10 protein-coding genes and 1 riboswitch are annotated in these 14,748 nt (G+C 32.7%); of the genes, 8 read left to right on the top strand and 2 right to left on the bottom strand.

The window, feature by feature from the left end:
• Positions 1-149: 149 nt before the first annotated feature.
• The 6 genes from erm (at position 150) to RDK80_RS06985 (ending at position 8,610) form a co-directional block, all read left to right on the top strand.
• Complete coding sequence (gene erm, locus RDK80_RS07010) at positions 150-1,031, top strand: 23S ribosomal RNA methyltransferase Erm (RefSeq protein ID WP_308523861.1); 882 nt, start codon at positions 150-152, stop codon at positions 1,029-1,031.
• A gap of 738 nt (positions 1,032-1,769) precedes the next feature.
• Positions 1,770-2,780, top strand: coding sequence for a hypothetical protein (locus tag RDK80_RS07005; RefSeq protein ID WP_308523860.1), 1,011 nt, complete (start codon positions 1,770-1,772; stop codon positions 2,778-2,780).
• Between the two features lie 333 nt (positions 2,781-3,113).
• Complete coding sequence (locus RDK80_RS07000) at positions 3,114-4,073, top strand: D-alanyl-D-alanine carboxypeptidase (protein WP_308523859.1); 960 nt, start codon at positions 3,114-3,116, stop codon at positions 4,071-4,073.
• A gap of 111 nt (positions 4,074-4,184) precedes the next feature.
• Positions 4,185-4,853 (top strand): nucleotidyltransferase domain-containing protein, encoded by a 669-nt coding sequence (locus tag RDK80_RS06995; protein ID WP_308523858.1) that lies wholly within the window; start codon positions 4,185-4,187, stop codon positions 4,851-4,853.
• A gap of 70 nt (positions 4,854-4,923) precedes the next feature.
• The gene (locus tag RDK80_RS06990) at positions 4,924-5,739 is read left to right on the top strand and encodes a GNAT family N-acetyltransferase (protein ID WP_308523857.1); all 816 of its coding nucleotides are present in this window, start codon (positions 4,924-4,926) and stop codon (positions 5,737-5,739) included.
• 615 nt (positions 5,740-6,354) lie between these two features.
• Positions 6,355-8,610, top strand: coding sequence for a hypothetical protein (locus RDK80_RS06985; RefSeq protein WP_308523856.1), 2,256 nt, complete (start codon positions 6,355-6,357; stop codon positions 8,608-8,610).
• A gap of 285 nt (positions 8,611-8,895) precedes the next feature.
• Here RDK80_RS06985 and RDK80_RS06980 read toward each other — a convergent pair whose 3' ends face one another.
• Positions 8,896-9,606, bottom strand: a complete 711-nt coding sequence (locus RDK80_RS06980; RefSeq protein ID WP_256311330.1) for a cell wall hydrolase — start codon at positions 9,604-9,606, stop codon at positions 8,896-8,898.
• 9 nt (positions 9,607-9,615) lie between these two features.
• A riboswitch (cyclic di-AMP (ydaO/yuaA leader) is annotated at positions 9,616-9,750 on the bottom strand.
• Positions 9,751-9,996: 246 nt separating this feature from the next.
• On the opposite strand from RDK80_RS06980, the gene RDK80_RS06975 reads away from it, so the two are divergent.
• Together RDK80_RS06975 and RDK80_RS06970 are read left to right on the top strand one after the other, a co-directional pair.
• The gene (locus RDK80_RS06975; RefSeq protein ID WP_308523855.1) at positions 9,997-10,953 is read left to right on the top strand and encodes a D-2-hydroxyacid dehydrogenase; all 957 of its coding nucleotides are present in this window, start codon (positions 9,997-9,999) and stop codon (positions 10,951-10,953) included.
• Between the two features lie 46 nt (positions 10,954-10,999).
• The gene (locus RDK80_RS06970) at positions 11,000-12,145 is read left to right on the top strand and encodes a glycerate kinase (RefSeq protein ID WP_256311328.1); all 1,146 of its coding nucleotides are present in this window, start codon (positions 11,000-11,002) and stop codon (positions 12,143-12,145) included.
• A gap of 67 nt (positions 12,146-12,212) precedes the next feature.
• Here the strand turns inward: RDK80_RS06970 and RDK80_RS06965 are convergent, their stop codons facing one another.
• On the bottom strand, positions 12,213-14,528 hold the full coding sequence (locus RDK80_RS06965; RefSeq protein WP_308523854.1) for a DEAD/DEAH box helicase: 2,316 nt from the start codon (positions 14,526-14,528) through the stop codon (positions 12,213-12,215).
• Positions 14,529-14,748: the final 220 nt, after the last annotated feature.

Here is a 14,748-nt window from a genome sequence, read left to right as displayed (position 1 = left end):
CTGAAAGGTCGCCGTTGCTATGCTATTTATACATGATATTATTAATCGCTTACGATAGGTTATTCATTTATAGCTTTTTTTGTTTTTATTGTCATGGACAATTCAGTATACATGAATCCACATCAAATATTTTTAAGGTGGTGGATTTAATGTTTAATAAAGATGTTCATATAAAATTAAAAGATACACAAAATTTTTTACACAACAAAAAATTGATATCTGATTTAATAGATGAAAGTAATATATGTAAAGATGATATTGTTATAGAGATCGGAGGGGGGAGAGGGGTTATTACAGAACAATTGATAGAAATATGTAAGGAGGTATATGTTATAGAATATGATTTTAGTTTATATAAAAATTTAAAGGATAAATTCTATAATATAAATAATATTAAAATAATCTATGGAGATTTCTTAGAATTTGAATTGCCAAAGGAATACAAATATAAGATTTTTTCCAGTATTCCCTATAATATTACTGCGGCTATTTTATCAAAATTAACATTTGCTGACAATCCTCCTGAAGATATATATATTATCCTTCAAAAGGAAGCAGCAGAAAAATATGCTGGTAAGCCTTACGGTGGAGAAAGTATGCGTTCATTACTTCTAAAACCACATTTTGATTTTGAAATTATAAGAAATCTTAAAAGAACAGATTTCACTCCAGTTCCTAGTGTTGATAGTGTATTTTTACACATTGAAAAAAGAGAGAATACGCTAATAAGGAAAGATAAAGAAGATTTATATTCTGATTTTATTGCATATATCTTTAGCAACACTGGAAATGATATTAAATCTAGATGTAAATATATATTTTCTTATAAACAGATTAAGCGGCTATCTAATGATATAGGTTTTAAAATGACAGATAGTCCGACTTATTTAAGTTATGAGCAATGGTTAAAGGTATTTCAATACTTTTTAATAGGAGTGTCAGATGAAAGGAAAAGATTAGTCAATGATATGTATTCGAAGCTTATGAAAGAGCAAAACAAAATAGATAAATTGCATCGAAGTAGAAAATAGATTTGATGTTAGTATATAAGTATAGATAGGGAAAAATTTATGGTGTAGCATACGAATTATAACTTCAAATAAGAAAAGTAATATGTATTTAATGGATTTGCTAGACAAACACTTCGAAACAGTTAAAGTTGATTTGAGAGATAATTATTTATCAAATAGGCTTCACGATAAGTTTTGTGTTATAAATTTTGAGACTATATAATGAAAATAAATAAATTGTATAGGAGATAAAGAGGCTAAGTTTTTTTGATTAACTAATAATCTATAGACTTAGCCTTTTTTATGCCCAAAAACAGAAAGAAAGGAATGAGAACAATATCAAGATTTTTTATGTATGGCACATCTATCATAATTAGCTGCTTTTTAAAAACATATTCAGCCGCCAAGGGGATAGTGGGTGTCCGTCTGGTTTTTTTGTATTCCTCACCTCATCCCAATTCTCACATTGATAGATTGGCTACTAATAGCGGATAAAAGTAATTTAAATTGGATGAGTTGAAGGCAGGACATTTTCGGAGAAAATTGATATACCGAAATATGATTAATTCTTAAAGTATTTAGGAATATAAAAGAAGGTGATTATCAAAATACGTATTATTATTGCCTAAAATAGTAGTTTATGTTAAGCTGAAATCAAATATCGTTTTACTTCGATTAGGTGAAAAGCTCCGGCCAGAACGGGTGGTAAGTTTCGCTGGAGTACGCGATATAACGTAAATTTAGCATGGGGGGATAGAAATGAAAATATGTGAATTCAGGCCAATTGACATTGGTGATGTACCTGCAATGGTTGATCTGTTAATATGTAGGCAAAATCTTGAGAGTAAGATGCTCCCATTCCTGAAAAATAGCTGCCTCAATACAAAACATATCACGGATTTGCTTGAAAAATTGTTCATTAATAGTAAAGTAATTGGGATAGGTGCATTTGCTAATGATGAACTGGTAGGTTATATAATAGGAAAGATAAAGATTGATAATGGAAGAGGCAGGCATATCTGGTTACCCTATGAGGGGATTGCAATAAGAAAGGATCAACCCTCAGAGTTGATAAGGAATCTATATGCAAAGGTTTCCATTCTGTGGCTCGAACAAGGCTGCTTTAGTCACTATACTTTAATACCTCTTGGAAATCAGGTGTACTATGAGGCCTTCCTGCAATTAAGCTTTTTTATCCAACAAGTACATGGGATAATGAATATTGAAGATTACAAGCCTTTTGAAAATGTATCTGATGCAGATATTAGACTTGCCAATAAAATGGATAGTGAAGCAATGGGTAGAATGTCTAGCATAATCTACTCACATCAAAATTCAGCACCTGTATTTGAACCTGTCTTACCTGAAGTTGTAGTGAAGATAAAGGAGGGGTACAAAAGGATAGTAGAGGATGATGAAGCAATGATCATTATTGCAGAAAAAGACATGAAGGAATTAGGATTTCAAGTATATGAGCCTATTACTTCAGATTTGATGGCACCTGACGATGGAGTAGAGTTAAGTATTGCGGGCATTTACCCTTCCCAAATGAGAAGTGGTGTTGGTAAAAAATTAATGAATGAAGGCAGCAGGATTGTGAAAGAAAAGGGATATAATAATATAATAACAGATTGGAGAATAACCAACCTTGCCTCTTCAACATTTTGGCCCAAGTGCGGATTTAGGCCAATAGCTTATAGAATGGTTAGATGCATTGATAGCAATTTTGTATGGGCAAACTTTAACAACCCAAGTATTAAGAAGTTGTAGTGGCTGTGTGAACAAAACTCTGTAAATAGCCTTTTATGATAATTAGAAAAAGGATTTATTGACTGCCTTGATACAACGGTTTATCCTTTGGATTCTGCTAGATCAATAAACATCGGTGAACTTGGTTGAGTCTAGCAATCGCTAAAGAAATCGTCACAGCACGTAGGGGACGATTATAGCAAAAAGTAAAGAGGAACATATAATATTTACTGTAAGTCTTCCGTCATAAGAGAATATTAAGATATTCGTAAGATATTCGTAAGAAAAAATTCTAACATGACTCCTTATTATGTGATTAAATAAAATCATCACAAAAGAAGGAGCTGTTTTATTATGGTATCAAAAAAAAGAAAGAAAAAATCAAAAATGAAAATGATTCTGATGTTTCCGTCGATGGTTATCATTGCTGTTCTTATTTACAAACTCATCTTTATCCCTAGAGCTTGGAGTTTATCTGATAAAAACAGTGATGACAAAACTGCGCCGGTTCCATTCTATAATTCTGTTTCTATACCTTCTGACAGCCTACAAAGTACTCATGCCATTCTGATTCGTTTAGACGACCATACCGTTATGATGGAAAAAAAGAGCGAGGAAAAGATCTATCCAGCTTCTTTGACTAAAATAATGACAGCGATCGTTGCAATAGAGAATTTGCCAAATTTGCAGGAAAAAGTCAAACTTAGCAATTCTATGTTTAAGAATCTGTATAGTGCAAACGCTTCAATGGCCGGTTTCCAAGCAGATGAGAAGGTTAGGGCAATTGACTTATTATATGGAGTTATGCTTCCAAGTGGTGCAGAGTGTTGCATTGGACTTGCCGATGAAATTGCAGGATCAGAGCAGAAATTTACAGGACTAATGAATCAAAAGGCGGCAGATCTCGGTATGAATAACACCCATTTTGAAAATACGACTGGACTCCACGATGAAGATCACTATACAACAGTCAAAGATTTGGCTATCCTTCTTAATCATGCCCTTGAGAACGATACATTCCGAGAGATTTTCACTTCTTCTCGCCATACATCCCAGTCTACGAACAAACATCCTGATGGAATTACATTTTATAGTACAATGTTTAAAAACCTTGATACACCAAATGTTATGGATGGGAAAATTCTAGGCGGAAAAACTGGATATACAGATATGGCTGGCTTATGTCTAGCAAGTCTTGCCAAAGTAGGTGAGGAAGAATACATTCTGATTACAGCTGGTGCGAAGGGAGATAACAGATCTGAACAGTTCAATATTAGCGATGCATTGACAGTGTATAACAGTCTAGGAGAATAATAGTTTTTTAAAGATTATATCGAGTATCTGCAATTTTGCAGAGTTATTGTAAAAGATTCCATAAGTGCTTATAATGTAATTATAAGGAAATAGAATTTACGAGGTGAGAATATGACTTTCTTTATAGATGATTGGATAAATGAACTTGTTTCAAAAATAAAAAAGGAATGTGGAGATAATGTGATTTTTATTGGTCTACAGGGAAGTTATAAACGTAAAGAAGCTGGTGATAACAGTGATATAGATATTGTAGTTATCCTAAATGAACTGACTATGGAGGATTTGAAAAGATATCGGGAGATAATATCCAAAATGCCTTATGGAGAAAAAGCCTGCGGATTTATTTCTGGGCAAAATGAAATTTTAAGTTGGGAAAAATCCGATCTATTTCAATTTTACTATGATACGCAGCCAATCTATGGTAGTATAGACTATTTGTTGCCACTGATTGACAAAGGGGATATTAAGCGTGCTATAAAAATAGGTGCGTGTAATCTATATCATGGATGCTCCCATAATTTTATCTATGAAAATAGCTCTGAAATTTTATCAGTGCTTTACAAGTCAGCATTTTTTATTTTGCAAGCCAAGTATTTTTATGAAACAAACCAATACATAGGCAGCAAGATAGATTTGGAAAAACATTTAGATGGGATAGATAAAGAGATATTGAACATTTGTATAGATAGAAAAAAGTTAACTGCAATGGATGAGACTGACTTGGTCTTATATTATGATAAAATCATCTCTTGGAGCAGTAATCTTTTACAATCCTACTGATGACAATTATGGATAAGAGAAATGCCCTATGATAAATAAAATTTGAATCACATAGGAGGTATTTATAGGTATGATTAAGGTAGATGGCTCGAAGATTATAAATTATAAGAAAGTAACAAATGATTGGAGTCCAAGTTTTTCAGGGATAGTTTCTGGTGAATGTAAGGGAAATTTATGGGTTGATAATATTGAAAATCCAAATATTGCAATTGCAGAGTCTTATGCAGTGGGAAGTTTTGCATTATTAGGGGATATTCAATCTAAAGAAGAATATAAAAGAATTGAAGCATTTATTAAGAATGAACTGTTTATAATATTAAAAACAAAAGGAATTGATTGTTTTGAATTTTCCATTGAAAATGATAGTTTAAAAAGATATATACTGAAGATGTTTTATGATAGAGAAATACAAAAAGAAAATGAATATAAATTTAGGAAAAACGATAAAATTACTGAATTATTTAGTCTGACAGACAAATATAGGTTATGTAAGGTTGATTATGAGCTTTGGAATTTAATAAATGAAAGAAATATTCAAAATGGAATTTTAGTGACTGAGAGAATACTAGAATCATGGGAAAGCTTTGATACTTTTATTAGAAAAAGCTTAGGATTTTGTATAATGCATTTAAATAAAATTATTGCTGTAATTGTGGGAACTGGAAGATTCAATAATATTATTCCCATTGATATATACGTTGAAGAAGAGCATAGAAATAAAGGTTTAGGGTTAATATTGACTAGAGAGCTTGTGAATGAGTGTATAAAAATAGGCGTGACTGTTCAATGGGATTGCATGGAATCTAATTCTCCATCGCAAAGATTGGCAGAAAAAGCAGGCTTTAAATTCATAAAGCAAGATGAAGTGTATTGGTTTGATATATAGTATACAATTTTAGTAAATGTCTATATATTAATCATGCACAGCTAAGTGTACTTATAGTAGAAAAGTTGTATTTCTCATCGATATTTTAAATATTAATAAATCAATAAATGAATACAATCTTAGAAACAACAAAGATGCTTTTAAAATTATTTTTCGGATTAAATAAATGCCAGCTATTTACCACATCATTATTTCATGATTAAGAACATAAGGATATATGTAGGTTTTTAATCCTCTAGACCATGAGTCTAGGGGAGTTTTTGTGGATTGACTTTTAACTTTATTAAATAATAGAGAAGCTTTAATTATAAATAATAAGTTGAAATCTAAATCACTTTGTGCTAGTATAAGTTTATATTTAAGTCCTTTAAATGATTCTTGAAGATTATAAAGCGAAAGCGGATGTCTTGATTGATTAGAATTCAAGATATTTTTTTATTTTAATATAATAAAATTGAAAATTAAATGAGTTTAAAGGCAATAATCTATAGAGCAATGATTAATATTTTAATAGATTCATAAATGCTCCAAGATTTATCCGATGACTGTCATTTAACTTTTATGTTAATCCATTAGGTCGTTTTATGGAAATTACTTTAAGGGAGGAACATTAAATTGAGAAAAATTTTCAAAAATATAATGAACCTGGCTTTGGCCATGTGTATAGTTTTAGGTATGCCAATTTCTAAATCAGTAGCTACTTCTGATAAAATCGAAGACAAAAAGGCAATTATATTGGTATTGGATGAGATCAGCTTAGAAGATGTACTAAATAGCCAGACTCCAAATATAGATCTATTGTTGGAAAATGGCGCTATGGGCTTTATGAATATAAGAGCAAGGTCAAGTTTGTCTAATAGAGGGAGTACCTATCTTAGTTTAGGTATGGGAGTAAGAACTTTGGCATCTACTAAAGGTGGATTAGCCTTCCCAAGAAATCAAATGTATCCTCTTTCAGATTATAACTTAGTATCGGAATATGTTACAGTCAGCGATATTTATAAATTGTATACAGGAAAAACTCCTCCAGATGGTGAGATTATAAATATAGCTATTAGAGATATAGAAAGAACTGCTTTAGATATTACTCCTAACAATCAGGTAGGACTTTTGGGGAAAATAGCCAAAGAAAAAGGTCTTGTAACTGGAGTAGTAGGAAATAGTGACTTAGATGTCCCTGCTAGAGAAGTTACTATGTTGGCTATGGATGAAAATGGCATAATTCCTTTTGGTTCTATAGAATCTGATTTATTAATGACTGATGCTAATGTATTAGGAGGAATCAAGTTAAATCAAGAAAGGCTATTAGAAGAAGTAGAACGTATTTTGCCTCATGTAAATATGTTATTTATAGATTATGGAGATACTGTAAGAGTACAGAAAACAAATCGATTAACTACGGATGATATTAAGGAAGAACAAAAAATCAAAGCTATCGAACGAGCTGATTCATTCCTTGGTCAGGTTATGAAGAAAGTTGATCAGGAAAAAACTTTATTTATGGTTATAACCCCTAATCCTTCAAAGGAAGTGGTTAATCAAGGGAATTTTGGTTTAACTCCTATAATTATGTCAAGTGCTAACACTGAAAAAGGATTACTAATATCCAATACAACTCGTAGGGAGGGATTGGTTACTAATTTTGATTTTGGGCCTACTATCCTTGATTTTTTTGGAGTTGCCGAGCCTAGAAGTTTTATCGGAGAACCAATGCAAGTAATAAGCAATGAAAATCCTACTGAGGTTTTACTTAGAAATCAGGCACAAAGTTTATATTTAAGGAAGTATCGCAGTGTTTTTCATCAGGCTTTTATTGTTTTGGTAGGTATTGCTTTAGTAGGATTTTACTTACCTAGATTTATAAAATGGAAAGTACTGCCTAATAAGATACTTAATTATTTAAGCTTGACAATAATGGCAGTTCCTCTAACAATGATGACAGTTTCACTATTTGGCTATAAATACATAGGTTTTGATTTGTTCTATGTATTTGGCGGTGCCTTTATTATATCCTATATTTTAAATAAAATTTTTAATAAAAAATGGATCACCATCGCTACTTTAGGATTAACAACCAGTGTATTTCTATTGATAGATATTTTCTTTGTGAAAAAGCTAATGATTATTTCTCCATTAGGATCTGATGCTATTGCAGGTGGTAGGTTTTACGGCATAGGTAATGACTATATGGGTATATTGCTGGGCTCTACTTTATTAGGCTTTTTCTCATTATTTCATCTATATAAAATTAAGAAACCTACTATGGCAGTATTTATAACTTCTTATATGATTTTAGTGATAGTGGGTCTTAGCCCTTTCTTTGGAGCTAATATGGGTGGCACATTGTCTGCTATGCTGATTGCTTTGTTAATTCTACTAATAGTTTTTGATAAAAAGTTTTCTTTTAAAAAGATAATGATTATAGTTATTGGAGTTATTGTAGGAATATTACTATTGGCCGCATTAGATGTCTTATTTAATCCAAATCCTACTCATGCGGGAAAGGCATTAGAATCTCTAATAACAGGCGGTTTTAGTAAGTTTTTTGAAATAATTAGTTACAAGTTAAAACAAGTTTTCTGGAATTTAATTAATGCTTCATGGAATGTCATTTTATTTTCACAAGTGATTTTATCTATTTTATTGTATAGATGGAAAAGTGAAATTTTAGTGAAAATCCGTGAAAATTATCCGAACTTATTTAAAGGATTTATTATAACTCTCTTGGGTGGTATAGCTATCTTCTTATTTAATGATACTGGAACCATAGGGGCAGCTTTGATATTGAACTACTTGTTTATACCCCTAGGAGTGTTGATGAATGATATAGTGGAGTGCAACGGAGAAGGAAGATTCGATAAATTTTTTTAACGCATATTAAGCACATATGGGACAAAGAATGGATGAATTGATAATTAAAAATGAAAATATAGGTCTAAAGGTTGAAGCATAGCGTCTTGTAGCTATTCTTTGGTATGAAATAGGGCAAAATGTTTAAAGAAATATATGTAGAGGTGTTATTATATAAATTTGTAGATAAAATAAAGGAATGAAGAAATCTTGACAAATAAAATTGATAACGATTTTTTTCTCTTATGTGTTTTTATTGAATTTTAAAAAGGGTAGACAGATGTCTACCCCTTTTAAAGTAAATAGTTATGCATAAAAACTATGTCCACCTATTTTTGTTACATAGGTCTTATTCTTTACAATCCAAGTTCCTGCTGCTTTAGCTGGATTGAAAAAATATGTTGAATTTCCTACTGGTCTTGCTCCATTTAGAGCATCTTTAGCTGCATTTATACTTTCTTTTGATGGAGTATTATATATTGTTCCTTCAGCAACTGGACTAAACTGAGGAATACTGCCATAATACTCGAAAATTACACCATATATAGTATTAGGAAATTCTTTAGAGTTAACTCTGTTAAGAATTACATTTCCAACTGCTACTTTTCCATTATATGGCTCTCCACTTGCTTCTGCTTCAATAATTCTAGCTAACCATAATAAATCAGCATCACTATAGCTTTTTACAGAACTTCTAGAAGAGCTTGTCCCTCTTGAGACAGTGGTAGTTTTACCATATAGTGCTGTTTGAGTTTGTTTTCCTGCAATACCATCAATAATTAATTTATTATCCTTCTGAAAGTTAATGACAGCTTTCTCTGTCACTTTTCCATAGATACCATCTATAGAGATTGTATAGTATCCATAATTTTGCAATTTCTGCTGAAGCCTAGAAACTTCATTTCCTTTACTGCTAAATTTCAATGTTGTATAATTTTCACTTGCAAATACTCCAGTTATTGGTACCAATAATAATATTAAAACTATTAAAATTGATAATATTCTTTTTCCTTTCATTGACATACACACTCCTTCCGTAATAAGGCTTCCGAAGTTAGCTGACGGGTTCGGGATAGAAGGCTCCCTACCACAGAAATGTGGATTAACCCCTTAAATGGTTCCTCCGTACCTATAATTTTTAGGATTCAGCAGTTATAATGGCATGCAATATGGATATTATATAAGAAGATTTTTATTATGCAAACCCAAAAATCCAATATACCAAAAATTGCATATGTAAAATATAGTATAATATCCATATATATATTAATATGGATATCGGGTCAAATATAGAATATAATAACTGTATGACTAGAAAGCGGAAGCAATGGGATGCCCTAAGAGCATGTGTAAAGGTAGTTCTCTTTGCTTATATTTATATAAATCTAATTTAATGAGGTGTATATTATGAAAATAGTAGTTTTAGATGGATATACTTTAAATCCTGGAGATTTGAGCTGGGACGAGCTAGAAACCTTAGGAGAACTAACAGTATATGATAGGACTCCAATAGATAAGGTTGTAGAAAGAATTGGAGATGCAGATATTGTTTATACCAACAAAACTCCCATTACAAAAGAGATTCTGGATCTATGTCCTAATATAAAATTCATTGGTGAGTTGGCGACGGGGTATAACAATATAGATATTATAACTGCAAAAAATAAGAACATTCCTGTATGCAATGTTCCAACTTATGGGACTAACGCAGTCGCTCAATTTACAATTGCTCTATTATTAGAGCTTTGTCATCATGTTGGTGCACATTCAGATGCAGTAAAAGAAGGAGATTGGACAAATAATATTGATTGGTGTTTTTGGAATCACCCAATGGTTGAACTTGATGGTAAAACTATGGGAATCATAGGATTTGGCAGAATTGGTCAAAGAACTGCTAAAATTGCACAGGCATTAGGGATGAATATTTTAGCACTAAGTAACAATAGAAGGCCAGAGTTTGAAACAGAGACTTGTAAATATGTTGACTTAGAGGAACTTTTGGCGAAATCAGATGTGATTTCTTTACACTGCCCACTTTTTCCAGAAACAAGGGGCATAATTAATAAGAATACGATTGGAAAGATGAAGGATGGAGTTATGATAATTAACACCTCTCGTGGTCAGTTAATTGTAGAAGAAGATTTAAGAGATGCTTTAAACAGTGGAAAGATAGCAGGGGCAGCATGTGATGTAGTATCAATAGAACCTATTCAATTAGATAATGCACTCCTTGATGCTAAAAATATAATTATCACTCCTCATATTGCATGGGCACCAAGGGAAAGTAGACAAAGACTTATGGATATTGCAGTAAAAAATTTAAGATCATTCATAGAAGGTAATCCAATCAATGTAGTGAATTAGTCATTACTGAAGTTAAAGATTTCTGAATAATGTTCGGAGGGGAGAAATGAAAAAAGATTTTGTTATTCTATTAGCACCTGATTCATTTAAAGAAAGTATGACTGCTAAAGAGGCTTGTGAGGCCATGGAAAGAGGAATTAAGAAAGCTAATAGTAGTATTAGCTGTATACATGTACCAATGGCCGATGGTGGGGAAGGAACAATGCAGTCTTTAATAGATGCTACAAATGGAAAAATATATACAATAAGTGTAATAGGACCATTAGGAGATGAAGTAGAAGCAAGTTATGGCATTTTAGGAGATGGAGAAACTGGTATACTTGAGATGGCAAGTGCCAGCGGCATCCATTTAGTGCCACCAGAAAAAAGAAATCCTTTAATAACTACTACTTATGGTACAGGACAACTTATAAAGGCTTGTTTAAATCATGGTGTGAAAAAATTATTAATAGGTATAGGTGGAAGTGCAACCAACGATGGTGGCATAGGAGTTGTACAAGCATTAGGCGGTAAGTTTCTTGATAAAGAAGGCGAGGAATTAGGATTTGGAGGAAAAGAATTAGATAAATTAGTTACCATTGATTTATCTAATTTTGATAATCGTTTAAAGGATGTTATTGTAGAGGTTGCTTGTGACGTTGACAATCATTTATGTGGAGAACAGGGAGCTTCTTATGTATTTGGGGCACAAAAAGGGGCAACACCTGAAATGATGGGAATATTGGATAATAATTTGAGACACTATTCTGAGATAATAAAAAGACAATTAGGAATAGATATTTTACATGTATCTGGTGCAGGTGCAGCTGGAGGACTTGGTGCGGGACTTATGGCATTTTTAAATGGTAAATTAAATAAAGGCATTGATATGGTAATTAAGTATTCAAAACTTGAAGAAAAATTATCTCTTGCTGATATGGTGTGGACTGGTGAAGGGTCAATTGATTTTCAGACTAAATTTGGGAAAACTCCTCTTGGTGTTGCTAAGGTCGCAAAACGATATAATAAACCAGTAATAGCATTGGCAGGAAGAGTAGGACCTAATATAGAAATCCTATATACTATGGGGATTGATTCTATTTTTAGTATAACAAGAGATATAACCACATTGGAAGAAGCATTAGAGAAAGGACAAGAGAATATGGAAAAGGTTGCTGAAAATATAATAAGGTTGATGAACTTAAATTGCTAGGAACAAGAAGCAACAGTGCGCCAAAACTGACGCACTGTTGTAGAAAGTACTCTTATTATTCAAAGCATTACTTCTTCTTAAATTTGGAAAATATCTGCTGTAAAGTAAAAACTGTTCCATTTATTGTATTAGAAACTGTTTTCATCAATTGAGGAATACGGCGGAACTGACTGTTACTTTCGTCAATCATGTATGTCCATGTGGTCGTTGCTCCACTAAGACCTGCTTCCTCCATGTCAATACCGTCTGATGTAATTTTGTATTTTTTCATAGAAGAAATAACATCCTTTTTAATATCTTCAATCATTTCATCAAATGCGGCTATAGAAATTCGGTGATATTCATCCAGCGGACTTTTTCCTCCAATTATCATCAGATGAATTCCGTTTCGAACATTCTCCATAGTCATCAGAAAATCAGCCCAATGTTGATTGATGTAATATAAAGTTAATTGGCTTTCTGCACATTTTACTCCACGTTTACCTGCTGTTTCTACATACTTTTGATAGATGTCTGGTTCCTGTTCTTGGAAAGTGGTTAATTCAAGTTCTTCTAGAAGAATTTCAGTGCGATATGAGGCAATTAGATTTCTTTGCTGTTCTAAAATATATGCATACCGTTCCAGCATATAGTGTGCCTCAGCATCCTTACCTTCTTCTCTTTTTTGTACTCGACGTACTAGTTTAGATAGGCGTTTTTTGTTATAGATGTTTACATTATTTTGTATTTCGATTAATTCATCATCAGAGAAGTAAGTGGTGAGTAAGGAATCTTCCATACTGATAAAAAATTTGCTTTCACCAGGATCACCTTGGCGGCCTGCACGTCCCCGAAGTTGGTTATCGATACGAATACTTCTATTAATTCCTGTACTGAGTACATAAAGTCCACCTACTGTCCGTACAAAATCTTTTCTTTCTTCATCTTTGCCACCTAGTTTGATATCTACACCTCGACCAGCCATATTCGTGGAAACTGTAATTCGATAAGGTTCTCCAGCACGTGAAATAATTTCTGCCTCCCTTTCATCATTTCGAGCGTTAATAATGGAATGAGGGATATTTTGTGCTGTAAGTAACTCAGAATATTCCTCTGATTCCTCTACGCTTTGTGTGCCTAACAATACGGGCTGACCCTTTTCGTATGCACGCTGAATTTCACTGACAATAGCTTTTATTTTGCCTTTCTTATTGTTGAAAATTTCATCTTCATGGTCTATACGAATACAGGGGATATGTGGTGGGATTACGTCTGCCTCTAAACCGTACATTGATTTCAGTTCTTTTGCGGAGCTATATATAGTTCCAGTCATTCCGCACAGAATCTTATATTGCAGCAAAAAGGACTGTAGTGTCATGGAATTATAAACCATGGTACATGATTCTCCAGTAATTTGCTCTTTGACTTCTACTGCATGGTGAAGAAGGTCAGGGAATTTACGATTTACTGCTACACGTCCTGTTGATTCGTCAATTACTTGAATGGCATTGTCTTTCACAATATAGTCTTTATCTTTTTTCAAAAGTAATCGTGCTTCTAGGGTGGCACTCACCATTCCAAGGATATTAGCATTCTCTTCACTATATAAGTTTTCTAGATGAAGGAACTGCTCAATATGAGCAATGCCTAGATCAGTAAGCCAAACTTGATTTTTACTTTTTTCAATGGAGATATCCTTTTGAGATAAAGTTGAGACAGCATTATGGATGTGAACTGCATGAGTTTGGGATTTTGGAGCATCTCCTGCTAATACTAGTGGAATACGTGATTCATCAATTAAAATGGAGTCTGCTTCATCAACAATAGCAACTTGGAATCCTGGAAAAAGCAAATCCTCTTTTTTTGTGCATAAAAAGTCTCTCAAAAAATCAAAACCAGCTTCTTTTGCAGAAAGATAAACAATATTACATCCATAGGCTTTTTTTCGCTCTGGAGATTTTGTTGTCTGATCAATATAGCTGGAAGATAGGCCGCAAAAATTAAAAATTGATTGATTGGAAATACAGTCACGCTTTGCAAGATAATCGTTAAAAACTAGAATGTGGACGGATTTTCCTTGTAAAGCGAAGCATATTGCGGCTAGGACTGCTGCAAGAGTTTTCCCCTCGCCAGTGGGCAGCTCTGCAATACGACCACACTGCATAGAATATGCAGCTGCAAGTTGGGAGTCAAAAAGTGTAATTCCCATACAGCGAAAAACAATTTCTTTTAAAATGCTGTATAGTTTAGCTGTACCAAGACTGACAGCTTGAAGAGAACAAAATCTCAATTGTTCTTTTAGTTCCTGATCAGAAGTATTTCTCCAACAAAAATCCTTTACTTGTTTCACAAATTCGGCATATGGCAAAACAAGTTCATTTTTAAGCCACAATGTTTTTTTCATTAACAAACACTCCTTTGATTTAATTTTTTTAAGTCAAAGGAGTGTTTATTCTATTTTACACACGGAACGTACGATAGCAATATATCCAATTTTGTATTCTGGAAAAAGTATATTCCAACAAATTATCAACAAGTAAATAACAGGAGGAATAAGCAAGATAATAGAGTCAAGCAAAGTCACAAAAAAAGATATTATTAATAAAAACAAAAATATAAAAAGT

The sequence above is a fragment of the uncultured Tissierella sp. genome, from assembly GCF_902479755.1.
GTDB lineage: Bacteria > Bacillota > Clostridia > Tissierellales > Tissierellaceae > Tissierella > Tissierella carlieri.
This window is presented reverse-complemented; position numbering and strand designations above follow the sequence as displayed.

What these genes read in the sequence shown, in the direction of transcription:
- RDK80_RS06975 (WP_308523855.1), top strand. Translation starts at nt 9,997, where the DNA reads ATGAAAATAGTAGTTTTAGATGGATATACTTTAAATCCTGGAGATTTG.
- erm (WP_308523861.1), top strand. Translation starts at nt 150, where the DNA reads ATGTTTAATAAAGATGTTCATATAAAATTAAAAGATACACAAAATTTT.
- RDK80_RS07005 (WP_308523860.1), top strand. Translation starts at nt 1,770, where the DNA reads ATGAAAATATGTGAATTCAGGCCAATTGACATTGGTGATGTACCTGCA.
- RDK80_RS06970 (WP_256311328.1), top strand. Translation starts at nt 11,000, where the DNA reads ATGAAAAAAGATTTTGTTATTCTATTAGCACCTGATTCATTTAAAGAA.
- RDK80_RS06990 (WP_308523857.1), top strand. Translation starts at nt 4,924, where the DNA reads ATGATTAAGGTAGATGGCTCGAAGATTATAAATTATAAGAAAGTAACA.
- RDK80_RS06965 (WP_308523854.1), bottom strand. Translation starts at nt 14,528, where the DNA reads ATGAAAAAAACATTGTGGCTTAAAAATGAACTTGTTTTGCCATATGCC.
- RDK80_RS07000 (WP_308523859.1), top strand. Translation starts at nt 3,114, where the DNA reads ATGGTATCAAAAAAAAGAAAGAAAAAATCAAAAATGAAAATGATTCTG.
- RDK80_RS06995 (WP_308523858.1), top strand. Translation starts at nt 4,185, where the DNA reads ATGACTTTCTTTATAGATGATTGGATAAATGAACTTGTTTCAAAAATA.
- RDK80_RS06980 (WP_256311330.1), bottom strand. Translation starts at nt 9,606, where the DNA reads ATGAAAGGAAAAAGAATATTATCAATTTTAATAGTTTTAATATTATTA.